This window comes from Pseudomonas sp. S2_H10, from assembly GCF_054668285.1.
In genome coordinates this window covers 5,498,349-5,521,041 of record NZ_CP162754.1, presented here as the reverse complement: position 1 = coordinate 5,521,041, position 22,693 = coordinate 5,498,349, and the positions used below count along the sequence as shown (strand labels likewise).

The following is a 22,693-nucleotide window of genomic DNA, read 5'->3' as shown; positions in this document are numbered from 1 at the left end:
TGAACGGGGCTTCACGGCTGCAACACCGAGGACACCAGCAGTTGCGAGTAAGGGTGCTGCGGATCGTCGAGGATCTGGTCGGTCAGCCCGGTTTCCACCACCCGTGAGCGGCGCATCACCATCAAACGGTCGGCCAGCAACCGCGCCACCGCCAGGTCGTGGGTGACGATCACCACGGCCAGGTCCAGCTCACGCACCAGCCCACGAAGCAGGTCGAGCAAGCGCGCCTGCACCGAGACATCGAGGCCACCGGTCGGCTCGTCCATGAACACCAGCCGCGGACTCGACACCAGGTTGCGGGCGATTTGCAGGCGCTGCTGCATGCCGCCGGAGAAGGTCCGGGGCAAGTCGTCGATGCGCTGCGGATCAATTTCCACCTGGCTCAGCCAATCCAGGCCGGCTCCGCGCAGTTGCTGGTAATTGCGCACGCCCTGGGCCATCAGGCGCTCGCCGATGTTGGCCCCGGCAGACACGCCCATGCGCAAGCCGTCCCGCGGGTTCTGCTCGACAAAACCCCATTCAGTGCGCAGCAAGGTGCGGCGCTCGGCTTCGCTGGCGCTGTACAGGTCCAGCCATTGGCCCTGTTTGTCGCGGTAACCGATATTGCCGCGCTGCGGCGGCAAGCGTCCGCTGAGCAGCGAAAGCAAGGTCGACTTGCCCGACCCGGACTCGCCGACAATCCCCAGCACTTCACCGGGGTACAAATCGAAGCTGACGTCCTGGCAACCCTTCTCCAGCCCGTACAACAGCGACAGATCGCGCACCCGCAGCAAGGGTTCGGTGGACACGGACAATTGGTTTTTCAGCGCCTGGTTCATTGGCCCTGCTCCTGCTGGCTGACGCGCTGGGCGCAGTAATAGGTGTCGGAACAGACGAAGCTCTGGGTGCCGGCGTCGTCGAGAATCAACTCATCGAGGAACGAATCGCGGCTGCCGCAGATGGCACAGCACTCTTCCCACTTCTGCGCTTCGAAGGGGTGATCCTCGAAGTCGAGGCTGGTGACTTTGGTGTACGGCGGCACCGCGTACAGACGCTTCTCACGGCCGGCGCCGAACAGCATCAGCGCCGGGCTCATGTCGAGTTTCGGGTTGTCGAACTTGGGGATCGGCGACGGATCCATCACATAGCGCTCGTCGACCATCACCGGATAGGCGTACGCCGTGGCGATGTGGCCGAAGGTGGCGATGTCTTCGTAGAGCTTGACGTGCATGACCCCGTAATCGTTGAGGGCGTGCATGGTCCGGGTCTCGGTTTCCGACGGTTCGATAAAACGCAGCGGCTCGGGAATCGGCACCTGATAGACCATGATCTGATCGGCATGCAGCGGCGTTTCGGGGATGCGGTGGCGGGTCTGGATCACCGTCGCGTCCGGCGTGCTTTCGGTGGTTGCGACCCCTGCGGTGCGAGCGAAGAAGCGGCGGATAGACACCGCGTTGGTGGTGTCGTCCGCGCCCTGGTCGATGACCTTGAGCACGTCATCGTCGCCGAGAATCGCCGCGGTCAATTGCATGCCGCCGGTGCCCCAGCCGTAGGGCAACGGCATCTCGCGGCCGCCGAACGGCACCTGGTACCCGGGGATCGCCACGGCCTTGAGCAAGGCGCGGCGGATCATGCGTTTGGTCTGCTCATCGAGGTAGGCGAAGTTGTACGCCGCATCGCGCACCGGTGCCTGGCTCAAGTCATTCATGGTTTTGCCCCTCGGCAGGCTTGCGCAGTTTGCGGATCAGTTCCAGTTCGGCCTGGAAGTCGACGTAGTGAGGCAACTTCAGGTGCGAGACGAAGCCTGCGGCCTCGACGTTGTCGCAGTGCATCAGCACGAACTCTTCCTGCTGGGCCGGCGAGACGATCTCTTCGTTGTATTCGTCAGCGCGCAGCGCACGGTCGACCAGCGCCATGCCCATGGCCTTGCGCTCGGCGTGTCCGAAGGCCAGCCCGTAGCCGCGAGTGAACTGCGCCAGCTCCGTGGCCGAGCCGACAAACTGGTTGACCATCTCGCACTCCGTGACTTCGATGCAGCCCAGGTTGATCGGGAAGCCCAGCTCTTCGGGGTCGATCCACACCTCGACTTCACCGATACGGATTTCCCCGGCGAACGGGTGATTGCGGCCATAACCGCGCTGGGTGGAATAACCCAGCGCCAGCAGGAAACCCTCGTCGCCACGGGCCAACGCTTGCAGGCGTTGCGCGCGACTGGCTGGCAACTCCAGTGGGTCGCGGGTGATGTCCGCCACGCTTTCGCCGTTGTCGGATTCGGTCTTGATCAGGCCTTCCTGCGCCAGCAATCCGAGGACTCGCGGGCATGCTTCGAGGCTGGCATTCGGGGTGACTTGCGGCCCCGGGTATTCGCCTTCGGCCAGTAATGCGAAGTCCAGCAAACGATGGGTGTAATCGAAGGTCGGGCCCAGCAGTTGGCCGCCTGGTACGTCCTTGAAGGTCGCGGACAAACGTCGGCTGAGCTGCATGTTCTGGGTATCGATCGGCAGGCTCGGGCTGAAGCGCGGCAACGTGGTGCGGTAGGCCCGCAGCAGGAAGATCGCTTCCACCAGATCCCCCGCCGCTTGCTTGATGGCCAGCGCCGCCAGTTCTTCGTCGTACAGCGAGCCCTCGCTCATCACCCGCGCCACCGCCAGCGGCAGTTGCTGACGGATCTGCTCGACACTCAGTTCAGTGACCGAGGTATCGCCCCGGCGCTTTTTCGCCAGCAGACGGTGGGCATTGTCGATGGCCTGTTCGCCACCCTTGACGGCTACGTACATCAGGCGCGCTCCTCTGCGATACGGGTACTGCGGGGCAGGCCGATCAGGTCGTCGCCGGCGGTGAAAAACAGGTCCAGCCCACGGGGGAATTCGTTGCGCCGTTCGCGTTCGCGCCAGAAGCCAGCGGCCAGCGGCAGCGCGACGCCGTGTTCGCTTTCGATGCCCGGCCCGTACCACTTCAGCTCTGCCCCGCCGTCCAGGCTCGGCAGTTGAACCAGCAAGGTGCAGGACTGGTCCGGGTAACGGTCGTTACCTGTGTCGAAGCCGCCCAGGTCGAGCAGATCCTCGGCGGCAAGCAAGGCGAACCGCGCGCCTTCACGCTTGGAGGTCAGCGAGCAACCACAGTGGAACGCCAGGTTGGCGCGGATCAGCGGCGTGTCGAAGGACGGCGCCAGCCACAGCGGCGTGTCGACATCCAACAGCGCCAGGCATAGCGCATAGGTCGCGGGCGCCAAGCCTTCGAGGCTCGGCGTGGCGTGCAACGTCTGGATCACACCGGGGCCGGCCAAGGCCTTGAGGGCCGCGCGAAATCCGCGCTGGGCATCCAGCACCGGGTCGGCGAACGCCGGTTGCAACAGCTGTGCGCTCATCAGTTTTCTCCTCGCACGAGGGTGAAGAATTCGACTTTGGTGGCGGCGGTTTCCGCCTCTTTTTGCGCCCGACGTTCGGCCTGGACAGTCGCCAGCGGCGTGATCATCTCCGCCAGCCAATGGCGCTGTTGCACGCCCTGCAAATGCGCATCGGCCAGGGCGGCCAGTTCGGCGCGAACCTTGTCGCGACCCGCCAGATAGCTGTAGCCGGTACGGCCATCGGCCAGGCGCACCACGCAGCGGGTCACGCTCATTTCGCCGACGTTGAACGGCGCGCCATTACCGCCCATGCGGCCACGGACCAGGGTCATGCCGATTTCCGGGGCGCGGATCAGTCGGTACTCGACGTCGCGCAACGCGTCTTCGAAGGGCTGCAATTCACTGCGGCTGGCGCGGGCCAGCACGCCGATCCAGTGCTGCCGTTCGGTGTGAGGAGCTGGGTTTTGCATTGCGTTCTCCATCAGGTGACGACCTGGTACTGGAAGCGATCCGAACGGCTGGTGGACTGCGCCAGCTCCACCGCACGGCCGTCGCGATCGCGGGAAAGGGTGAACACGCTCAGGGCCGGCAGATGCCGGGGCATCAGCAGCAACGCGGCTTCTTCGCGGTTGGGCAAACGGGCGCCGATCAGGCTCTGGGTGCGGGTCAGCGGCATATCGCGCTCGCGCAAGTACTGGCGCAGGGAACCGCCGTTGTAGTCGGCCAGCAGCGGCGCGTGGCTGGCGCAGTAGCGATGGCGGATCAGGCTGACCGGTTGGTTGTCGAGCTTGCGCAAGGTCTGCAATTCGATCATCGGCGCCATCTCGGCAATGCCCAGGTATTGCGCCTCTTCACGACTGGCGAAGCAGTAGCGGCGCTTGAGCAACAGCGCTTGGACGCCATGCCCCTGGGCCGACAGCGACTGGCTGTAGGCACTCTCGGCGGTCATCGAGTAAATCAGCGGCCGCTCCAGCACCTGGGTGCCCTTGCCCTGGCGCCGCAACAGGCTGCCTTCGAACACCAGTTCATCGATGGCGCGGCGCAGGGTATGGCGGTTGACCCCGAAGCGTTCGGCCAACATCACCTCCCCCGGCAGGAAATCTCCGGCGCGGTAATCCGCCAGCTCCCGACGCAGGATGTCGGCCAATTCGCGGTACACCGGTTCATCTTGTCTAGACAAGTTCATGCTTTAAAAAAAGCGCCCGCGGGCACCCCTCCGAAAAATCAGATGAACTGCTTGCGCAGGCGTTGCGAGAGGATGTCGATCAGGCTGACGACGACGATGATCACCAGCAAAACGGCGCAGGTCTGCACAAACTGGAAGGCGCGGATGTTCTCCCAGAGAATCACCCCGATCCCGCCCGCCCCGACCATTCCCACCACCGTCGCCGAGCGCACGTTGGCCTCGAAGCGATACAGCGCGTAGGACACCCACAGCGGCATCACTTGCGGGATCACGCCGTAGATCACTTCTTGCAAGGCACTGGCGCCCGTGGCGCGAACGCCTTCGACCGGTCCCGGATCAATTGCCTCGACGGCTTCGGCGAACAGCTTGGCGAGTACCCCGGTGGTGCTGATCCATAGCGCCAGCACGCCGGCAAAGGGCCCCAGGCCGACGGCCACCACGAACAACATGGCAAACACCATTTCGTTGATCGAACGGAAGGCGTCCATCACCCGGCGCAACGGCTGGTGAATCCACCACGGCGTGATGTTTTCCGAGCAGAGAATGCCCAGCGGCACCGAACAGACAATCGCCAGCACCGTGCCCCACAGGGCGATTTGTACGGTGACGATCATTTCCTTGAGGTACATGCGCCATTCATGGAAGTCCGGCGGGAAGAAATCCGCGGCGAAGGTCGCCATGTTCCCCGAGTCGCGGTACAGCGCCATCGGATTCATTTCGGCGCCGTGCCAGGCCCAGGTCAGCATGACCAGGAACAGGCCCCAACCGACGTACTGCGGCCAGGTGCGCTTGCCAACAGCTTCAGCGTGCAGAGTGGTCATGAGGGTTCTCTAAAAAATTATGCTTTGTACAAAAACCTGTGGGAGCGAGCCTGCTCGCGATGAACGTAAGGACGCCGCGTGTCTCCCGGTTTCCCGCGTCATCGTTGACGACCATCGCGAGCAGGCTCGCTCCTACAGGGGTTAGCCGTTGGCTGCGGATTTTTTGTCGGCGGTTTTGTCGAGCAAGGTCAGGCGCTCTTGCAGCTTGGCCAGCTCGGCATCGATATCGGCCAGTTTTTTGGTCTTGTCGGCGGCTTCCAGCTTGTCGTCAGCACTGATCGTGGTGCGCTGCTTGAACAGCTCGAGCTGGCGGATCGGCAGCAACTGGTCGTCGCTGGATTTCAGGAACTTGCCCAACTGCATGCCCTTGAGCACCGCCTTCTCTTCGTCGGTGTCGCCATAGCTGAAGATGAAATCGCGGATCTTGGTCTTCTCGCTGTCGCTCAGGTTCTTGCTCCACACCAGCGGGTCGGCGGGGATCAGCGGTGACTTCCAGATCACTTTCAGCAGAGCGGCTTTATCCGGCTGGGTGACTTCCAGGCGATCCCAGCTTTCGGTGTTGAAGGTCGCCACATCCACTTGCCCCTTGGCCACGCTCAGCGCGTTGACTTCATGGCTGGAGTTGAGCGTGCGCTTGAAAGCGGTGGCGGCATCGACGTTGTTCTTGGCAAACACGTAGTAGCCCGGCACCAGATAGCCCGAGGTGGAGTTCGGATCACCGTTGCCGAAGGTCAGGTTTTTGGCATTTTTCAGCATGTCGTCGACGGAGTTGATCGGGCTGTCCTTGCGCACGATCAGCACGCTCCAGTAACCGGCGGCGCCACTGGCGGCAGCGGTCTGGGCGAAGATCTCGCCGTTGGAGCGGTCCACCGCCTCGATGGCGGCCTTGTTGCCCAGCCAGGCCACATCGACCTTGTTGAAGCGCATGCCCTGGATCAGGCCGGCATAGTCGGAGGCAAACGTGGCGTTGATCTTCAGGCCGGTCTTCTTGTGCATGTCATCCAGGAACGGCTGCCAGATGCTCTTGAGGTTTTGCGAAGACTCGGTGGACATGATGCCGAAGTTGATGGCTTTTTCTTCAGCGTGGGCAGTGCCCGATACACAGCTGGCGAGCAGCGCTGCACCAGCAAAAACGCGACCGATACGGTTCAACATGGAAAGGTTTCCTGAGGGTGAACGGCTAGGGAGTTCGAGGTTGATCACACGCGCGCCAGCACCAGACGCGGCGCCGCTTCGCTGTGACGGGAAGACTCGGAACACATGAGGCTGGTGTCGATGTCGGCACCGTACAAATCATTGAGGAACTGGCCGCTCAATTGCGAACCCGGACCGTCGAAATGAATCCGCCCGGCCTTGAGCGCCACGGCGCGCGGGCAATAACGGGTGGCGTAATCGACTTGATGCAGGGTCACCACAACGGTCTTGCCGTCGCGGCGATTGATGTCGGCGAGAATCTCCATGACCTTGCGTGCCGACTCCGGGTCGAGGGAGGCAATCGGCTCGTCCGCCAGAATCACCTCGGCCCGCTGGGTCAAGGCACGGGCAATCGCCACGCGCTGCTGCTGACCACCGGACAGGGTCGAAGCCCGTTGTGCCGCCAGGTCAGCCAGGCCGACCCGGTCCAGGGACTCCATGGCGAACTGCTTTTCCTCGGCATTGAACAGGCTCAGGTTGCCACGCCAGCGCGGCATGCGCCCCAGACAGCCGAGCAGTACGTTGTCGAGCACGCTCAAACGGTTGACCAGGTTGAACTGCTGAAAGATGTAGCCGATGTCGGCGCGCAGGCGGCGCACCTTGCCATTCAAACGGCCGGATGCCTGCACCTCGCGGCCCAGCACCCTGACGCTGCCACCGTTGTTGCGATCGCAACAGGCCAGGCCCGCGAGATGCCTCAGCAAAGTGGACTTGCCGGAGCCGGACGCGCCGATCAGCGCGACCATCTCACCGGCCGCGATGGTCAGTTCGAGGTCGACCAGTGCGGTTTTACGCGCAAAGGTCTTGTTCAGATGATCGACATGGATAGCTGCGTTCATGGGCTTCTCTGTCTGGTTGAACAGCCATCCGTGGCTGCATTTGAGTTCAACAGACTTTAGGCACCGGGCATGTCAGCCCTATGACTTGCACATGTCACTGGATGGGCCATTTGATGAAGGTTTTGTGAAAGGTTGAGCTGGAGGTTTGCGCATTTGGTCGCGGTTGTAGCCAGATTGGGTGTCCACGGAGGAACCCTGTGGGAGCGGGCTTGCCCGCGATGGCGGTAGCCACAGGTTGACGGAGAGGCTCAGGGCGTGAGGGGGCAAGAAGATCAAAAGCAAAAGCGAGGCGGCATACCGGCCGGCCTGATCGCGAAGCTGTACTCAATCCCTGTAGGAGCCGGCTTGCTGGCGATGGCGCCATCCCGGCCAACCCTGCTACACCTGACACACCGCCATCGCTGGCAAGCCGGCTCCTACAGGGAATGAGTACATCTGAAAGAGACTGGTCGGCTGTCAGGCCGCCATCGCTGGCAAGCCAGCTCCCACAGAAGTGCAAAAACAAAAGCAAAAGCCGCGTACACCCGCTGCTCTTCACCACTCAACAGGCCGAGCGTTAGCTCGCCTGCAGCTCTTGATCTTGATCCACCCGCCCCCTCGGAAGGCCTCGTTCCGGTGTTCATCCGGGGATTGGCGCGCAGCGCCGTTCGACGCAGTCGAACACGCTGCATGTAGGTCGAAGCGAAGCCGACCGGAGGGCAGTGTCCCCGGATGGATACCGGAGCGAAGGAACGCCGAGCCTAAGCGAGGGGCCGGACGCAAGGGGCGAGCGTTTTTTTGCTTACTTTTTTTTGGCGCTTGTAAAAAAAGTGAGTCGCCGTAAGGGCGAAACCATAAGTTGCCGTTACCGCAGGAATGGATATGTACACGGTCAACAAAAGGCTGGTCGGCTGTCAGGCCGCCATCGCTGGCAAGCCAGCTCCTACAGGAATCAAGGGTTGGGCCAAATTATTCAGCAGGCACAAAAAAGGCGACCCGAAAGTCGCCTTGGTACCTTACTGCCCGAACTGCCGCCCCAAACCACCCGGCACACCGTGAATATCAGTCTCCTCCCACGGCCCTTTCGGACTGATCGACCGGCTCCAGCCGTTATCCCAGCGGTAATAGGTACGCTGGCGATAAAAGGTATTGGGCTGATCATCCAGCACATAAACGCCAAGCTTCGGATCCCAATGGCTATTGCCCCCCGGCGGCGGCGCAAAGCTGGCCGAAGTGCGCGGCAACGGCTTGGAGGGCTTGGCCGGAACGGACGGCTTGCTCGGCACGGGTGACGTCGATGGCGTTGGACGCGGTTGCGACGGCGGGATCGGCGGCGGAGCTGTCTGCTCCGGTGGCCGCTGGACCGCACAAGCGCTCAACCCCAAAACGACGCTGAGCAGGGCAATACGAGCGATGGCGGTCATGGTGGCGTTTCCTGTTATTTGTCCGGACTGTCGATGGTCAGAGTTTGCGGCGCGGTAGTGCTGCTGGCCAGGGGCTGGCTGCGACCGATCCACTCACCGGCGGTGGGTTTGCCGGCGCGGGAAATGCGCGCAACCAGTTGGACTTCAGGGAAGTTCGACAGTTTCAATTGCGGCATCATCGCGTCGGCATCACCCAGCTCGACGGTCACCGGCAGATCGGCCACGGTCAAACGCTTGACCGCCAGCGGGGCCGGAGGACCGGAGATCGCACGGGCGAAGATGAACACGCTGTCACCCGGCTGGACCTTGGCCTTGAGGTCCGCGGCCAGATCGACGCTGACCTTGAGCAGTGCCGCAGCCTTGGCCACCGGCGCTTGCGCAACCTGGCCGCCACTGGCCAGCAGTTTTTCCGTGGCCCGGGTGATCCCGCCCTGCAACGCTTCGCGGGAGCGGTCTTCCGGTGGCAGTTGCGCCAGCAGGCGATTCCAATAGTCGATGGCCTCCTGATAACGCTCGCCCTCAAACGCGGCGATGCCGAGCAGGCCGAGGCTGGTGACTTCCTTCGGATCAGCCTTGAGCGCTTCGTCGGTCAGGGCCTGGACCTTGTCCGACCACTTCTTGCCGTCGGCGAAGTACTGGGCCTGGGCCCATTGCCCCAACAGCTCGGGCTGACGACCGGCCAGGTTCACCGTGCGCTCGAACATCTTCGCCGCGTCCGCCGGGCGGTCCTGAGCCATGTAGGTGCGACCGAGGAAGTACATGCCTTCGGCAGAATCCGGTTGTGCAGCCACCGCGCGCTCCAGGCGCTTGGTCATCTCTTCCATCGACTGCGGTGCCTGGGCGAACTCGCGGGTCAGCTCAACCTTGTCGCTGGCGCCGTAATGCAGGTACAGCCCCAGGCCCAGCACCGGCACCAGCACGGCCGCCAGCAATGGCAAGGGTTTGCCCAGACGCGACGCCTGTGGCGCTTCGACGCCCTCGGTGTCCGCCAGCAATTCACGGGCGGCTTCGGCGCGACCGGCGTCCATTTGCGCCCCATCGAGCACGCCCTCTTCCTGCTGGGTCTGCAACTCGGCCACGCGCTCCTGATACAGCGCGACGTTCAGGGCGGTACGATCCTCTTCACGCTGGGCGCGACGGCTGCGCAGAACAGGGATCAACAGAAAACTCAGGGCAACCAGAAGCAGCAGACCTGCAGCGAGCCAGAAATCAATCATTCTTGGTTTTATCCAACAGGTGGTCGAGGCGCGAGCGCTCCTCGGCAGACAGCGAGCCCGGAGTGTCGGCGCGTTGCACGCGACGACGGCGGACGATCACCGCGATGATCACGACACCGCCCAGCAACAGGCCGGCGGGGCCGAACCAGAGCAAGGCGGTCTTGGCGTTCAGGGCCGGTTTGTAGCGGACGAAATCACCATAGCGGTCGACCATGAAGTCGATGATCTGCTGGTTGTCCTTGCCCTCGCCGAGCATGCGGAAAATCTCTTTGCGCAGGTCGGCGGCAATCGGTGCGTTGGAATCGGCGATGTCCTGATTCTGGCACTTGGGGCAACGCAGCTCCTTGGTCAGCTCGCGAAAACGCTCGCGGTCGCCTTCCTTGGCGAATTCATAAGTGTCGATGGCCGCGTGGGCCACGCCGGCCAGGCTCAAGCCCAGCACAACGGCAGCAAACCAGCGCTTCATGGCTTGGCCTCGTCGACCAGCGCCTGGTACTTGCCCGCCAGTTTTTCCCGCCAGACCTGCTCGTCGATCACGCCGACGAACTTGTCGCGGATGATGCCCTTGGCATCGACGAAGAAGGTTTCCGGTGCGCCGTACACGCCGAGGTTCAGACCCAGCGAGCCTTCGTCGTCACGAATGTCCAGCGCATACGGGTTGTGGAAGTCCGTCAGCCACTTCAAGGCATCGGCGTTGACGTCCTTGTAGTTGATGCCATAGATCACCACACCCTGCTGGGCCAGCTTGTTCAACACCGGGTGTTCGACCCGGCAGGAAATGCACCAGGTGCCCCAGACATTGACCAGCGCCGGTTTGCCGAGGATGTCCGCGCGGGTCAGGGTCTTGTCGCCCTGCACCGACGGCAGGGAAAACTCCGGGAACGGCTTGTTGATCATCGCCGAAGGCAACTCGGCCGGATCCAGGTACAGCCCACGGTAAAGAAATACAGCGACCACCAGGAAAATCGCCAGTGGCAACAACATCAACCAACGCTTCATGCAGTGGCTCCCGACATGCCCAGTGCATCACGCACCTTGGATTTCACCTTGACCCGATAACGCCGATCCAGCGCCGCCAGCAAGCCGCCGAAGCCAGTCAGCAAACCACCGAACCAGATCCAGCGCACGAACGGTTTGACATGCACGCGCACAGCCCAGGCGCCGTCACCCAGGGGTTCGCCGAGGGCAACGTAGATATCGCGAGTGAACCCGGCGTCGATGCCGGCTTCGGTCATCACCGAGTTCTGCACGGTGTACAGGCGTTTTTCCGGGTGCAGCACGCTGACTTCCTTGCCGCCCTTGATCACCCGCACGGTGCCCTTGTCGGACGTGAAGTTCGGGCCTTCGAAGTGTTTGGCGCCCTCGAAGATGAAGTGGTAGCCGGCCAGGTCCATGGACTCGCCCGGCGCCAGGCGCAGGTCGCGCTCGGCACTGTTCTGGCTCGACAGCACGACGCCCAGCGCACACACGGCAATGCCCAGGTGCGCGACCTGCATGCCCCAGTAGCTGCGGGTCAGGGTCGGCAAGCCTTTGATCAGGCCCTTGTGGCGGGTCTTGTCGAAGATGTCGCGCACACCGGCCAGCAACACCCAGGCGGCGAGCATGAAAGTCGCCAGTACGGCCCAGTTGAAATCACCGTAGGCGACACCCGCCACCACGGCCATGGCCGCACTGCCCAGCAGCACCGGAGTGAGCATGCTCACCAGCCATTTCACCGGCGTGTCTTTCCAGCGCACCAGCATGCCTACCGCCATCACCACCATCAGCAACCCCATCAACGGAATGAACAGCGCGTTGAAGTATGGCGGGCCGACCGACAGCTTGGCGCCGGTCATGGCGTCGAGAATCAGCGGATACAGGGTGCCGAGCAGGATCATCGACGCGGCCACCACCAGCACCAGGTTGTTGCCCAGCAGCAGGGTTTCCCGGGACCAGAGGTTGAAGCCGACCTGGCTCTTGACCACCGGCGCGCGCAGGGCGAACAGCGTCAATGAACCGCCGACCACGAACAGCAGGAAAATCAGGATGAACACGCCGCGCTCCGGATCGGACGCAAACGCATGCACCGAGGTCAGCACGCCGGAACGCACGAGGAAGGTCCCCAGCAGGCTCAAGGAGAATGCGGCGATGGCCAGCAATACGGTCCAGCTCTTGAACACGCCACGTTTTTCCGTGACCGCCAACGAGTGAATCAGTGCGGTGCCCACCAGCCATGGCATGAACGAGGCGTTTTCCACCGGGTCCCAGAACCACCAGCCGCCCCAGCCGAGTTCGTAGTACGCCCACCACGAGCCGAGGGTGATGCCGATACCGAGGAACGCCCAGGCCACGATGGTCCACGGCCGCGACCAGCGCGCCCACGCGGCATCCAGGCGACCGCCCATCAGCGCGGCGATGGCGAAGGCGAAGGCCACCGAGAAACCGACGTAGCCCATGTACAGCATCGGCGGGTGCACGATCAGGCCGATGTCCTGCAGCAGCGGGTTGAGGTCGGCGCCGTCCGTGGGCATTTGCGGCAGGATGCGCTTGAACGGGTTGGAGGTCATGATCAGGAACAGCATGAAACCGGTGCTGATCATGCCCATCACCGCCAGCACGCGGGCCAGCATGACCTGCGGCAACTGCCGGGAAAATACCGACACCGCGAAGGTCCAGCCGCCGAGAATCAGGGCCCACAACAGCAGGGACCCTTCGTGGGCACCCCACACCGCGCTGAACTTGTAGTACCACGGCAAGGCACTGTTGGAGTTGTTGGCCACATAGGCCACGGAGAAGTCATCGACCATGAAGGCGTAGGTCAGGCAGCCGAAGGCGAACAGCAAAAACGCGAACTGCCCCCACGCGGCCGGCTGGGCCAGGCTCATCCAGAAGCGGTCACCGCGCCAGGCACCGACCAATGGCACCACGGCCTGGACCAGCGCGAAACACAGCGCCAGGATCATGGCCAGGTGGCCCAATTCGGGGATGAAGATTCCAGCTGTCATCAGTTAGCCCTCTTTCGCGGGAGTGGGTGCCGACTGGCCGCTGTCTTTCAGCGCCTTGGTCACTTCCGGCGGCATGTATTTCTCGTCGTGCTTGGCCAGCACTTCATCGGCCACCACCACGCCATCGGCGTTGAGCTTGCCCAGGGCGACGATGCCCTGCCCTTCGCGGAACAGGTCCGGGAGGATGCCGCGATAAGTGATGGTCACGGATTTGTTGAAATCGGTGACGACGAATTTCACGTCCAGCGAGTCGCCGGAGCGCTGCAAGGAACCGGCCTCGACCATGCCACCGGCACGGATGCGTGTGTCTTGCGGCGCTTCGCCATTGGCGATCTGCGTTGGTGTGTAAAACAGGTTGATGTTCTGCTGCAGGGCGCTCAGGGCCAGGCCAACGGCAGCGCCGACCCCGACCAGGATCGCAAGAATGATGATAAGACGCTTTTTGCGCAGCGGATTCACTTGCCGTTCTCCCGGCGCAGACGACGCGCCTCTTGTTGCAGATACCGCTTGCGGGCCAGGATCGGCGCCGCCACGTTGAGGGCCAATACCGCCAGGCAGATGCCATAGGCTGACCAGACATACAGGCCATGATGACCCATGGCGATGAAGTCGCCGAATGAAGCAAAACTCATCGAGCGACCTCCAGGCTGTTTTCCACTTCCGCTTTCACCCAACTGGCCCGGGCTTCGCGCTTGAGCACTTCAAGACGCATGCGCAGCAACAGCACCGCGCCGAAGAAACAGTAGAAACCCAACGCTGTCAGCAGCAATGGCAGCCACATCTCGGCGGGCATCGCCGGTTTTTCGGTGAGGGTGAAGGTTGCGCCCTGGTGCAGGGTGTTCCACCACTCCACCGAGTACTTGATGATCGGGATGTTGATCACGCCGACGATCGCCAGCACCGCACAGGCCTTGGCGGCGCTGTCACGATTGCTGATGGCGTTGCCCAGTGCAATGAGACCGAAGTACAGGAACAGCAGGATAAGCATCGACGTCAGGCGTGCATCCCAGACCCACCACGAGCCCCAGGTCGGCTTGCCCCAGATCGCCCCGGTGACCAGCGCCACGGCGGTCATCCAGGCACCGATGGGCGCCGCGCATTGCAGGGCGACGTCGGCCAGTTTCATCTTCCATACCAGACCGACGATGCCGCACACGGCCAGCATCACGTAGATGGACTGCGCCAGCATGGCGGCCGGGACGTGGATATAGATGATGCGAAAGCTGTTGCCCTGCTGATAGTCCGGCGGCGCGAAGGCCAGGCCCCAGACCACGCCAACGCTGATCAGCAGCAACGCCGCGACGCTCAACCAGGGCAGCATTCTGCCGCTGATGCCGTAAAACCATTTGGGCGAGCCGAGTTTGTGAAACCACGTCCAGTTCATACTGTTTCCATCACGGTTGCTCTTTACTGTGAAGAGCTTGGGTCTTTGCTGATCAAAATTTGATCAGACCTCATTATTCGCCGACGCTGATCTTCAGGCCAGCAGCTATTGCAAAGGGTGTCAGGGTTATCGCCAGGGCGGTCAGGCTACCAAGCCACAACAGATAACCGGTCGCCGGCATGCCCTGCAAGGCAGCCTGCAAGGCGCCACTGCCAAGGATCAACACCGGGATGTACAGCGGCAGAATCAGCAGTGCCAGTAACAGGCCACCGCGCTTCAGGCCCACGGTCAGTGCCGCCCCCACCGCACCGAGCAGGCTCAGTACCGGTGTACCGAGCAGCAGCGAAAGCAGCAACACCGGCAGACAGGCGGCAGGCAAACCGAGCATCAACGCCAGCAAGGGTGCGAGCAAAACCAGTGCCAGGCCGGAAAAAGCCCAGTGTGCCAGCACCTTGGCCAAAACCAGAAGAGCCAGGGGGTGCGGCGAAAGGACCCACTGTTCGAGGGATCCGTCTTCGAAATCACTGCGGAAAAGCCCGTCCAGCGAGAGCAAAACCGATAAAAGAGCCGCGACCCAGACCAGCCCCGGAGACAAGGTTTGCAACAATTGAGACTCGGGGCCGACCGCCAGCGGGAACAGCGAAACCACAATGGCGAAGAAAACCAACGGATTGGCCAGCTCCGCAGGACGGCGGAACAGCAGACGGGCCTCACGGGCGACCAACAGGCCGAAAACACTCATACGGCCCAGCTCCCCAGATCGATGTCGCGATAACCGGCCGGCATCCGGCTCAGCGTGTGATGAGTGGTCAACACCACCATGCCGCCGCGCTCGCAGTGGCCGGCCAGGTGTTCTTCAAGTTGCGCAACGCCCTGCTTGTCGAGGGCGGTAAAGGGTTCATCGAGGATCCACAGCGGCGGGCTGTCCAGGTACAGGCGCGCCAGCGCGACGCGGCGCTGCTGACCAGCGGACAACGTATGACAGGGAACATCCTCGAAACCACGCAGCCCGACCGCGGCCAGCGCCTGCCAGATCGCCTCATGGCTTGCCGGGTGATGCAAGGCACACAGCCAGCTCAGGTTCTCTTCCGGCGTCAGCAAATCCTTGATCCCGGCCGCGTGGCCGATCCACAGCAGGTTGCGCGCCAGCTCACCGCGTTGCTCGTTCAGCGGCTGGCCGTTGAGCAGCACCTGACCGGCGGTCGGCTGCATCAGCCCCGAGAGCAGGCGCAACAGGCTGGTCTTGCCGCTGCCGTTGGGGCCGCTGATTTGTACCATTTCGCCACTGGCCAGTCGCAAATCGAGATTTTCGAAGAGCAGCCGAAGGTCTCGCTCACAGGCAAGGGCAACGGTTTGCAGGACAGGACTGGTCAAGGGTTCACGGGCCTTATACGGTTCAAGTCGGCACTGGCGCGGCCGTTAAAGAGATGCAGCATAGATGCAATGACGTCTAGTTCTAGAGAGCTGCGTCAAACAATTGCAAAGTTTTCGCCATTTTTGGATACAACGGCGCGGCATTATACATGCCAGATCCTACTCTAAAGAGTGCATTTTCCTCAGGTTGTGACCGCGTATGACAGGCGAAATGAACATCCTCCCGCTACCGCAAACCCTTCCGGCGACCTCCCGTGCGCCGGCGGTCAGCGGTGAGTTGCTCAAGTTGCTGACGCCGGTGGAGGGTCTGATCAGCGTCGGTCAGACCGCCCAGGCCGAAGTGCTGTCGCTCAAGCAGGCGGATCAGACTTTCCAGATGCTGCTCAAGGTCACCCTCGACAGCGGACGCCAGACCACGGTCCAGACCACCAGCAATCAACCGCTCGCCCAGGGCACGACGCTGCTCGTCAGCCAGCCCTCGGCCGGCAACCTGGCCGTGACGGTGCAACAGGCCATTGCCTCCAGTGTTGCCACCCTCACCCGCATCGATACCGCGCAATTGCCCGTGGGCACCCTGCTGCAGGGCAAGGTGCTGACCTCGCAAGTGCTGCCGCAGGTGCCGGGCCAGCCCATGGTGTTTCGCTCGATGGTGAGCCTGCTCAACACCGCACTGAGCGGCAGCACCCTGAACATCGACAGTTCGCAGCCCTTGCGCATCGGCACCCTGCTGAGTGCGCAGGTGCAGGACAGCCAGACATTGAAATTCGTGCCACTGAGCAGCCGCCAGGAACAACTGGCGGTGACCCGGCAACTGGTCGACCAGCAAAGCCGCCAGGGCTCGCTGGATGGCTTGCTCAAGCTACTGCAGAACCTTCCTGCCTCGGACCAGACCTCCACCGAACTGCGCAGCGCCGCCACCCGCCTGCTCGCCGGCCTGCCGGATGTCCAGCAACTGAGCACTGCCAAGGGCCTGGCGCTGGCGCTGGCCGGCAGCGGCGCTTTTCTCGAAAGCAAACTGTTGAGCGGGCAAAACCCGACGCTGACGCCGGACATGAAAGGCGATTTGCTCAAACTGGTCGCGCAACTGAGTCAGGGCTTGCCGGCCAACACCAGCCTCGGCGCGATCATCGCCGCCAATACCCTGGCCCAGGCCATGCCGAATTTTGTCCGCAATGCCCTGGGCATGCTCGGCCAGGTCAGTGCCAAACCGTCGCCGAGCGGCTTCCCGCTGCCCGAACGCCTGCTGCAAAGCTCCGACGGTGAAGGCGACCTCGAACACCTTCTGCGCCTGGCCGCCGCCGCGGTTTCGCGCCTGCAAAGCCATCAGCTGTCGAGCCTGGAGCAAACCGGCGTCACCGCCGACGGACGGCTGATGAGCACCTGGCAGATGGAAATCCCGATGCGCAACATGCAAGACATCGTGCCGCTGCAGGTCAAGTTCCAGCGTGAAGACTCACCCGAAAAAGAACAGCCAAAGGAACGTCGCGAAGAACGCGAACCCAAGCAACAGCTGTGGCGAGTGGAACTGGCCTTCGCCATGGAGCCCTTGGGGCCGCTGCAAATCCAGGCGCAACTGATCACCGGCAGCCTTTCCGGCCAGCTCTGGGCCGAAAGGCCGTACACCGCCAGCCTGATCGAAAGCAACCTGGCCGGCCTGCGTGATCGCCTGCTGTGCGCCGGCCTCAACGTCGGCGACCTCGATTGCCACCTCGGCACGCCACCCCAAGGCCCACAAACCCGCCTCGAACAACGCTGGGTCGACGAAACCGCATGAAAAACCCCAACACCCCACGCCAGGCCATCGCCCTCAAATACGACGGCACCCACGCCCCGACTCTCACCGCCAAGGGCGACGAGGAGCTCGCGGAAGAAATCCTGCGCATCGCCCGCGACTGCGAAGTGCCGATCTATGAGAACGCCGAACTGGTGAGGTTGTTGGCGAGGATGGAACTGGGGGACAGCATTCCCCAGGAGCTCTATCTGACGATTGCCGAGATCATTGCGTTTGCGTGGAGTTTGAAGGGGAAGTTTCCGGAGGGGATAGGGCCGCAGATGCCCTTGCAGGAAAAAGACATAACGGAACGTGGCGATGACTACTAACTACTTTACACATCGCCATGTTGCACTGCTCATATAAATCCGCACGGTTCCTCTTTCAATTCAAACGAGCCCGCCATTTCAGATTCGCCCACTGAAACAGGCCTAATTGACCATAATTAATTAAATCCAATGGAACTCCGGCAGCATTCAGATTAAGCGCTTTCACGCCGACAGGACCCACTCGCCAATAATATTCCCCAACGGGGTTATTAACACGATGGACCAGTAAAATTTGACTACCTGTCCCTGACGTTCGTGCATAGGGCTGTATATCGGCCCACGCTAGAGAAGCATCCTGGTAGACAGGAGATCCAGATGGCGTAAATGATCCATCACCATTATTGGCAAGCCTCCAAAAATTAGTTGCAGCCCCGTCGCCCCTTGCGTGCAAAACCCAAACATCCGTCAGATGAGTAACAGGTGAGTTAACTGTGACGATTTTTGATCGAGCATAGAGAAAATCAATGTAATTGCTTGGCGGGCCAACAACAAACCCGCTTCTCGTACTTTTAAGTACTGACATCCTCAAATGCTCATCAACCAAGTCAACCGCAAGCACATCTGAAAAACCATCCCCCTCGGAATTAACCACAAAAAGATGCGCGGCCTTGCCAAGGCCTGCTGCTTGAGCCCAAAGGGAAGGAGCGTTCAACCCCCCTCCTTCATTCGTCATCACCCAAAAATTCAAACCTGAATCGCCACGGGTATGCGCAATCAACACATCCTGTTTGCCGACACCACGAAAGTCACCCGCCAAGTATTGCTGGGCAAGCTCATAATCAAATGGAGAAGTTAACGTCGCCCATACTTCAGGATGGTCGAAATTATTGTTAAGGTTCTTCATCAGACTGAACAGAGTTCCGCCGCCTTTTCCCGGTGAAATTGCCATTAAATCAGCCTTGCCATCACCATCAAAATCAGCCAGCAAATAACGAGATTGATCATAACAAATTTCATTATTCCCACACGTAAACTGTAAAGACTCCGCATCAAAAGCCACTCGCCCTGCATACCACTCTTTACTTTCAACCATTCCATCTTTAGTTGAAGAGACCCATACATCGACCCCTGGGCCGTCCGAACGCCTGATCACCTTCACCAAACTACTTGTTCCATCACCAACAACATCGCCTACCAATGCAACTTCGACTTTTGTGTCGCTATCGACATTAATTATTTTCCTTGTCCATAACGCGGCACCATTGAACTGTGCACAATGGCTAACTAATGATTCAGCCGATGCATCAAGGCAACGACCGGCGCCTACCGGCGGCGTAAATATTTTTCCGAAATCCCATGGTGTCCATTGCTGGGCGACATCACCTCCAGAGCAGCCCTTTTCGATTAACCTATTATTTTCAATCGCAACACACTGCCCCGACTTACTCTTTAACAGTGCAGTCCCCATTTCTCCCACTTTGATTGACGAGGGCACAAACGACCAAAGCTGTGCATCGTCTTTCTTACACCCATACAGGACTGGTTCTGTTCCCTCTCCATTAGAAGTCAAACACTGCTGAGTTTCAAAGTTAACCAAAGGCTCCAGCGGGATGTTTACCTCTGGTACTAATTCGTGAGCGTTGCTCAGTTTAAAATTCCTGCGAGCCACCCAATTCCCATTCCACGTAGCCTCACTAAAGACACTGCTTACCGGCTCCGCTCCTTCATAATGAAAATAGGTAGCAGCGATATCGCGCTTACGCTGTGTAGCCTCTGGAGATAGCGATGCAACACCGCCGGCGGATGGATAGGTTTCATGATAGGCAACCGGAATATCTCGACTCACATTACGAAGAGCAGCACGCGCAAATCGGGCTGAGTAAATATGATCCGGGTGTTCAATATAGGGAGTTGTATCAGGATTCAAGGCATACACTTTCGTTGCACCCAACCCCTCGATAATTTTCGCCAGGTTCATAACCAATGTAGCCTTGGTATAAATATTCGCTGGGCCCGAGACATCATTTGTATACGACCAGCTAACCACATGACTGTTAGAATCAAACATATCTGCCAAAGGAACTTCTCCACCTCTGACATGCCCACCTTTCACCCTTAAAAAAATCAACCTTAACCTTGAATTAGCAGTAGCCACTACACTTCTCAAGCTCACGAGACCGACTTCAATTATAGAAGGTGCCCATTCCGTACGGACTCCCAGCATCCTTTCGTAAGCTTTTTCGGAGGCTCTTTCTCGTTTCAGCACATACTCAAACCCCGCTCCAGAACTCCCACCAACCATAAAAATAACCGTAACACAACCACCTTGAGCCAAGACCTCTGATATGCCGGATTCAACAAATAGCAGATCATCATCCATATGAGCGACAACACTAACAAGATGATTTCCAGAACAAGCTGCACGTTCTGGATTCAACCCACCGTAGGGAATTATCTTAAATGACTCACTTGCGAAAGCGGTGCCACTCAATGCGAGCACCAGTATCGCCAATGCTCTTGCACGCCGCAGCAAAAAAAGTTTAACCCCATACTCCAGCTTGGTTTCCATACACGAGTCCTCCATTAATAGAGCGGTAATCATTCACGGACAGATAGAAAACCAACCCTTTGCACTAGAACGAAAAGTCCAATCCAACGTCACCAAATAATGTTCGAGTATTATTACGTCCAGCGCACTTTACTACTGTCAGAAATACCAGTTGAGACGAGCGGTCACTGAGTGCGGTGTGATTTTTGAAGCAGGCAATGACGCACTTCGGGAGCGAGGCAAGAGCGCGAAAGTCGCGCTCTTGCCTGCATTTGTGTCTTGCTGATCAGGCTGAATGCCATGTTGCGGGAAGGTGCCGAATGGCGATGACGAGTGGCATGGTCAAGACAGTTGCTGCCACATTTGGTTTTCTGTGAGCACAAATTTTGTGTACGACATTGATCCAGTGTGGGAGCGGGCTTGCCCGCGAAGTGGATCGCAGGCCAAGCGCAAGAATCAGTTCTTGTGCAGCTTGCTCATCAACTCCGCCTCAGCCTGGGTCAAGCCGCAGGACTGGGTCAGTTCGTCGACGCTGGCGCCCATGCCCACCAGCCGCGCTGCCTGGGCAAACGACAGGCTGGTCGGATCGCGTTGTTCCAGCTGCGCCAGTTTGTCCGGCAACGGCGCGACGATCGCGCGCAGCTCATGCAGGTCTTCACCCATGCGCACGTTGCCGTTCTGGTAGTTGTCAACGCGTTTGCCCAGGTCCTTGATGCGCTGGTCGCGCAGCGCATCACCCTGGGCCTGTTGCGCGGCGATCTGCTTCTGCGCGCGAATGTAGCCCAGAAACATTGCCAGCGTGCCTGCCCAGAACAGGAACAGGACAATGACCGCAACCTCGAGAATCAATCAGATACTCTCCAGTTCCGACCATTCTTCTTCGCTCATCATCTTGTCGAGCTCGACCAGGATGAGCAATTCGTTGTTCTTGTTGCATACGCCTTGAATGAACTTGGCGGACTCTTCGTTACCCACGTTCGGTGCGGTTTCGATTTCCGACTGACGCAGGTAAACCACTTCGGCCACGCTGTCGACCATGATCCCGACCACCTGCTTGTCGGCTTCGATGATGACGATACGGGTGTTGTCGCTGATCTCGGCATTCATCAGGCCGAAGCGCTGGCGGGTGTCGATCACGGTGACGACGTTGCCGCGCAGGTTGATGATGCCCAGCACGTAGCTCGGGGCACCCGGGACCGGGGCGATTTCGGTGTAACGCAACACTTCCTGAACGCGCATCACGTTGATGCCGTAGGTCTCGTTGTCCAGCTTGAAGGTGACCCATTGCAGGATCGGATCTTCGGAACCTTTTGCCGCCGTTGCCTTGTCATTCATACCCTGACCCCTCAAGAAACCGCCCTGGCGGTGTGTGTTCCGTGCAACGCCATCGAGTGGCGTCGCCTGTTGTTTATCTGATGTTTGTCGGTTTTTGGTTCGGCTTGCTGCCGGACATGTGCTTTGCCCCACCACTGGCGATCAACTCGGCCAACGAGGCGACATCGAGCAAGGCGCACATGTGTTCGATCACCGTGCCGGCGAGCCATGGCCGCTGGCCCCGGTGACTTCTCCATTTGATTTCATTCGGGTCCAGGCGCAACGAGCGGCTGACCTGATGCACCGCCAGCCCCCACTCGTAGCCCTGCACCGAAATCACGTATTGCAGGCCCTGCTTGAAATCGTCGCGGTAACGGTCGGGCATGACCCAGCGCGCGGTATCGAGAACCTTCAGATTGCCCGCCTGGCTCGGCAGGATGCCGAGGAACCATTCCGGCTGGCCGAACAGCGGCGTCAGCTCGTGACCGGCCAGGGAATAGATCGACCCCAGGCACACCAGCGGCACCGCCAGGGTCAAGCCGGCGACATCGAACAGCAGGCATTCGAAAGGCTCGGCGGCCCAGGACGGACGACCATCGGAGTCGACCGGAGGCGGCGTGTTGCTCGGTGGCAGGTGCACTTCGACGATTGGCGGCACCAGCGCCTGAGGCTCCTCGATAACCGGAGTCTCCAGCGCCACAGGCGTTTCAATGACGGGAGCGCTCAGGGTTTGCAACAGCGGCGCAAGGGTCGATACCGGTGCCAGAACGGGTTCCGGCGCTTCGACCAGGGCCACCGGCACCTTGGCCACCGGTGCGACTGGCGCAACCACAGGCGCGGTTTTCTGCGCATCCCGGGCCTGTTCTTCGAGCACGGCAGCCTGGAACTCGTCCAGCACGGTGTCGGCGGCGATCTCCTCGGCCACTGCCTCCAGGGGCAGCGTCAACTCTTCAGTCACTTCCTGCAGCAGGCTGTCCAGATACGACTGCAGCGCCAGTTGTGGACGCGACGTCACCTTCAATGGCCGGTTCATGCGCACACACCTGTAGGAGCGAGCCTGCTCG

At 60.6% G+C, this 22,693-nt stretch carries 25 protein-coding genes; 2 read left to right on the top strand and 23 right to left on the bottom strand.

The genetic code is table 11. The annotated features are described in order from the left end of the window. Positions 1-11 precede the first annotated feature (11 nt). The 19 genes from phnK to ccmA form a co-directional block, all read right to left on the bottom strand. Positions 12-818: a phosphonate C-P lyase system protein PhnK gene (gene phnK, locus AB4O16_RS24865; protein ID WP_460156075.1), complete on the bottom strand. Its 807-nt coding sequence runs from the start codon at positions 816-818 to the stop codon at positions 12-14. After that, the gene (locus tag AB4O16_RS24860) at positions 815-1,687 is read right to left on the bottom strand and encodes an alpha-D-ribose 1-methylphosphonate 5-phosphate C-P-lyase PhnJ (protein WP_160388277.1); all 873 of its coding nucleotides are present in this window, start codon (positions 1,685-1,687) and stop codon (positions 815-817) included. The genes phnK and AB4O16_RS24860 overlap by 4 nt, the downstream gene beginning before the upstream one ends. Further along, on the bottom strand, positions 1,680-2,756 hold the full coding sequence (locus AB4O16_RS24855; protein ID WP_460156074.1) for a carbon-phosphorus lyase complex subunit: 1,077 nt from the start codon (positions 2,754-2,756) through the stop codon (positions 1,680-1,682). Before AB4O16_RS24855 ends, AB4O16_RS24860 begins: the two co-directional genes overlap by 8 nt. Further along, positions 2,756-3,346, bottom strand: coding sequence for a phosphonate C-P lyase system protein PhnH (phnH, locus tag AB4O16_RS24850; protein ID WP_460156073.1), 591 nt, complete (start codon positions 3,344-3,346; stop codon positions 2,756-2,758). The genes AB4O16_RS24855 and phnH overlap by 1 nt, the downstream gene beginning before the upstream one ends. Continuing rightward, positions 3,346-3,795, bottom strand: a complete 450-nt coding sequence (gene phnG, locus AB4O16_RS24845; protein WP_460156072.1) for a phosphonate C-P lyase system protein PhnG — start codon at positions 3,793-3,795, stop codon at positions 3,346-3,348. The genes phnH and phnG overlap by 1 nt, the downstream gene beginning before the upstream one ends. 11 nt (positions 3,796-3,806) lie before the next feature. Further along, positions 3,807-4,511 (bottom strand): phosphonate metabolism transcriptional regulator PhnF, encoded by a 705-nt coding sequence (phnF, locus tag AB4O16_RS24840; protein WP_178120663.1) that lies wholly within the window; start codon positions 4,509-4,511, stop codon positions 3,807-3,809. A 38-nt stretch (positions 4,512-4,549) separates the two neighbouring features. Continuing rightward, complete coding sequence (gene phnE / locus AB4O16_RS24835; RefSeq protein WP_160388273.1) at positions 4,550-5,332, bottom strand: phosphonate ABC transporter, permease protein PhnE; 783 nt, start codon at positions 5,330-5,332, stop codon at positions 4,550-4,552. A 141-nt stretch (positions 5,333-5,473) separates the two neighbouring features. After that, on the bottom strand, positions 5,474-6,487 hold the full coding sequence (gene phnD / locus AB4O16_RS24830) for a phosphonate ABC transporter substrate-binding protein (RefSeq protein WP_460156071.1): 1,014 nt from the start codon (positions 6,485-6,487) through the stop codon (positions 5,474-5,476). 44 nt (positions 6,488-6,531) lie between these two features. Then, the gene (phnC, locus tag AB4O16_RS24825; protein ID WP_460156070.1) at positions 6,532-7,365 is read right to left on the bottom strand and encodes a phosphonate ABC transporter ATP-binding protein; all 834 of its coding nucleotides are present in this window, start codon (positions 7,363-7,365) and stop codon (positions 6,532-6,534) included. A gap of 995 nt (positions 7,366-8,360) precedes the next feature. Next, on the bottom strand, positions 8,361-8,768 hold the full coding sequence (locus AB4O16_RS24820) for a hypothetical protein (protein ID WP_160388270.1): 408 nt from the start codon (positions 8,766-8,768) through the stop codon (positions 8,361-8,363). A 14-nt stretch (positions 8,769-8,782) separates the two neighbouring features. Next, on the bottom strand, positions 8,783-9,985 hold the full coding sequence (ccmI, locus tag AB4O16_RS24815) for a c-type cytochrome biogenesis protein CcmI (RefSeq protein ID WP_160388269.1): 1,203 nt from the start codon (positions 9,983-9,985) through the stop codon (positions 8,783-8,785). Next, positions 9,978-10,451 carry a cytochrome c-type biogenesis protein gene (locus AB4O16_RS24810; protein ID WP_160388268.1) on the bottom strand — a complete coding sequence of 158 codons (474 nt, stop codon included), beginning with the start codon at positions 10,449-10,451 and terminating at the stop codon, positions 9,978-9,980. The genes ccmI and AB4O16_RS24810 overlap by 8 nt, the downstream gene beginning before the upstream one ends. After that, a complete protein-coding gene (locus AB4O16_RS24805) occupies positions 10,448-10,984 on the bottom strand; it encodes a DsbE family thiol:disulfide interchange protein (protein ID WP_160388267.1) in 537 nt (178 codons plus the stop codon). Before AB4O16_RS24805 ends, AB4O16_RS24810 begins: the two co-directional genes overlap by 4 nt. Further along, entirely contained in the window at positions 10,981-12,969 is a 1,989-nt protein-coding gene (locus AB4O16_RS24800; protein WP_460156069.1) for a heme lyase CcmF/NrfE family subunit, read from the bottom strand. Before AB4O16_RS24800 ends, AB4O16_RS24805 begins: the two co-directional genes overlap by 4 nt. Positions 12,970-12,972: 3 nt before the next feature. Continuing rightward, a complete protein-coding gene (ccmE, locus tag AB4O16_RS24795) occupies positions 12,973-13,428 on the bottom strand; it encodes a cytochrome c maturation protein CcmE (RefSeq protein WP_008052305.1) in 456 nt (151 codons plus the stop codon). Then, positions 13,425-13,601: a heme exporter protein CcmD gene (gene ccmD, locus AB4O16_RS24790; protein WP_007980758.1), complete on the bottom strand. Its 177-nt coding sequence runs from the start codon at positions 13,599-13,601 to the stop codon at positions 13,425-13,427. The genes ccmE and ccmD overlap by 4 nt, the downstream gene beginning before the upstream one ends. After that, positions 13,598-14,353, bottom strand: coding sequence for a heme ABC transporter permease (locus AB4O16_RS24785; protein WP_150716474.1), 756 nt, complete (start codon positions 14,351-14,353; stop codon positions 13,598-13,600). The genes ccmD and AB4O16_RS24785 overlap by 4 nt, the downstream gene beginning before the upstream one ends. A 73-nt stretch (positions 14,354-14,426) precedes the next feature. Then, a complete protein-coding gene (gene ccmB / locus AB4O16_RS24780; protein WP_007980754.1) occupies positions 14,427-15,095 on the bottom strand; it encodes a heme exporter protein CcmB in 669 nt (222 codons plus the stop codon). Further along, positions 15,092-15,727, bottom strand: coding sequence for a cytochrome c biogenesis heme-transporting ATPase CcmA (gene ccmA / locus AB4O16_RS24775; RefSeq protein ID WP_160388265.1), 636 nt, complete (start codon positions 15,725-15,727; stop codon positions 15,092-15,094). The genes ccmB and ccmA overlap by 4 nt, the downstream gene beginning before the upstream one ends. Positions 15,728-15,926: 199 nt before the next feature. Here ccmA and fliK point away from each other — a divergent pair, with 199 nt between their 5' ends. Beyond that, entirely contained in the window at positions 15,927-17,501 is a 1,575-nt protein-coding gene (gene fliK, locus AB4O16_RS24770; protein ID WP_460156068.1) for a flagellar hook-length control protein FliK, read from the top strand. Then, the gene (locus tag AB4O16_RS24765; RefSeq protein WP_460156067.1) at positions 17,498-17,827 is read left to right on the top strand and encodes an EscU/YscU/HrcU family type III secretion system export apparatus switch protein; all 330 of its coding nucleotides are present in this window, start codon (positions 17,498-17,500) and stop codon (positions 17,825-17,827) included. The genes fliK and AB4O16_RS24765 overlap by 4 nt, the downstream gene beginning before the upstream one ends. 55 nt (positions 17,828-17,882) lie before the next feature. Here the strand turns inward: AB4O16_RS24765 and AB4O16_RS24760 are convergent, their stop codons facing one another. From AB4O16_RS24760 to AB4O16_RS24745, 4 genes are all read right to left on the bottom strand, one after another. Next, positions 17,883-20,336 carry an RICIN domain-containing protein gene (locus tag AB4O16_RS24760; RefSeq protein WP_460156066.1) on the bottom strand — a complete coding sequence of 818 codons (2,454 nt, stop codon included), beginning with the start codon at positions 20,334-20,336 and terminating at the stop codon, positions 17,883-17,885. A gap of 435 nt (positions 20,337-20,771) precedes the next feature. Next, positions 20,772-21,164 carry a DUF2802 domain-containing protein gene (locus tag AB4O16_RS24755; protein ID WP_160388261.1) on the bottom strand — a complete coding sequence of 131 codons (393 nt, stop codon included), beginning with the start codon at positions 21,162-21,164 and terminating at the stop codon, positions 20,772-20,774. Then, positions 21,165-21,650 carry a chemotaxis protein CheW gene (locus AB4O16_RS24750; protein ID WP_007980742.1) on the bottom strand — a complete coding sequence of 162 codons (486 nt, stop codon included), beginning with the start codon at positions 21,648-21,650 and terminating at the stop codon, positions 21,165-21,167. 73 nt (positions 21,651-21,723) lie between these two features. Further along, positions 21,724-22,662: a CheW domain-containing protein gene (locus tag AB4O16_RS24745; protein WP_460156065.1), complete on the bottom strand. Its 939-nt coding sequence runs from the start codon at positions 22,660-22,662 to the stop codon at positions 21,724-21,726. Between the last annotated feature and the right edge of the window lie 31 nt (positions 22,663-22,693).

Bases quoted from the DNA above. Each gene is read 5' to 3' on its own strand.
- phnH (WP_460156073.1), bottom strand. From the start codon at position 3,346: ATGAGCGCACAGCTGTTGCAACCGGCGTTCGCCGACCCGGTGCTGGAT.
- AB4O16_RS24745 (WP_460156065.1), bottom strand. From the start codon at position 22,662: ATGAACCGGCCATTGAAGGTGACGTCGCGTCCACAACTGGCGCTGCAG.
- phnK (WP_460156075.1), bottom strand. From the start codon at position 818: ATGAACCAGGCGCTGAAAAACCAATTGTCCGTGTCCACCGAACCCTTG.
- AB4O16_RS24860 (WP_160388277.1), bottom strand. From the start codon at position 1,687: ATGAATGACTTGAGCCAGGCACCGGTGCGCGATGCGGCGTACAACTTC.
- ccmD (WP_007980758.1), bottom strand. From the start codon at position 13,601: ATGAGTTTTGCTTCATTCGGCGACTTCATCGCCATGGGTCATCATGGC.
- AB4O16_RS24760 (WP_460156066.1), bottom strand. From the start codon at position 20,336: ATGGAAACCAAGCTGGAGTATGGGGTTAAACTTTTTTTGCTGCGGCGT.
- phnE (WP_160388273.1), bottom strand. From the start codon at position 5,332: ATGACCACTCTGCACGCTGAAGCTGTTGGCAAGCGCACCTGGCCGCAG.
- AB4O16_RS24750 (WP_007980742.1), bottom strand. From the start codon at position 21,650: ATGAATGACAAGGCAACGGCGGCAAAAGGTTCCGAAGATCCGATCCTG.
- AB4O16_RS24810 (WP_160388268.1), bottom strand. From the start codon at position 10,451: ATGAAGCGCTGGTTTGCTGCCGTTGTGCTGGGCTTGAGCCTGGCCGGC.
- phnD (WP_460156071.1), bottom strand. From the start codon at position 6,487: ATGTTGAACCGTATCGGTCGCGTTTTTGCTGGTGCAGCGCTGCTCGCC.
- phnF (WP_178120663.1), bottom strand. From the start codon at position 4,511: ATGAACTTGTCTAGACAAGATGAACCGGTGTACCGCGAATTGGCCGAC.
- ccmB (WP_007980754.1), bottom strand. From the start codon at position 15,095: ATGAGTGTTTTCGGCCTGTTGGTCGCCCGTGAGGCCCGTCTGCTGTTC.
- ccmI (WP_160388269.1), bottom strand. From the start codon at position 9,985: ATGATTGATTTCTGGCTCGCTGCAGGTCTGCTGCTTCTGGTTGCCCTG.
- AB4O16_RS24785 (WP_150716474.1), bottom strand. From the start codon at position 14,353: ATGAACTGGACGTGGTTTCACAAACTCGGCTCGCCCAAATGGTTTTAC.
- phnG (WP_460156072.1), bottom strand. From the start codon at position 3,795: ATGCAAAACCCAGCTCCTCACACCGAACGGCAGCACTGGATCGGCGTG.
- fliK (WP_460156068.1), top strand. From the start codon at position 15,927: ATGACAGGCGAAATGAACATCCTCCCGCTACCGCAAACCCTTCCGGCG.
- AB4O16_RS24765 (WP_460156067.1), top strand. From the start codon at position 17,498: ATGAAAAACCCCAACACCCCACGCCAGGCCATCGCCCTCAAATACGAC.
- AB4O16_RS24805 (WP_160388267.1), bottom strand. From the start codon at position 10,984: ATGAAGCGTTGGTTGATGTTGTTGCCACTGGCGATTTTCCTGGTGGTC.
- AB4O16_RS24820 (WP_160388270.1), bottom strand. From the start codon at position 8,768: ATGACCGCCATCGCTCGTATTGCCCTGCTCAGCGTCGTTTTGGGGTTG.
- AB4O16_RS24855 (WP_460156074.1), bottom strand. From the start codon at position 2,756: ATGTACGTAGCCGTCAAGGGTGGCGAACAGGCCATCGACAATGCCCAC.
- AB4O16_RS24800 (WP_460156069.1), bottom strand. From the start codon at position 12,969: ATGACAGCTGGAATCTTCATCCCCGAATTGGGCCACCTGGCCATGATC.
- phnC (WP_460156070.1), bottom strand. From the start codon at position 7,365: ATGAACGCAGCTATCCATGTCGATCATCTGAACAAGACCTTTGCGCGT.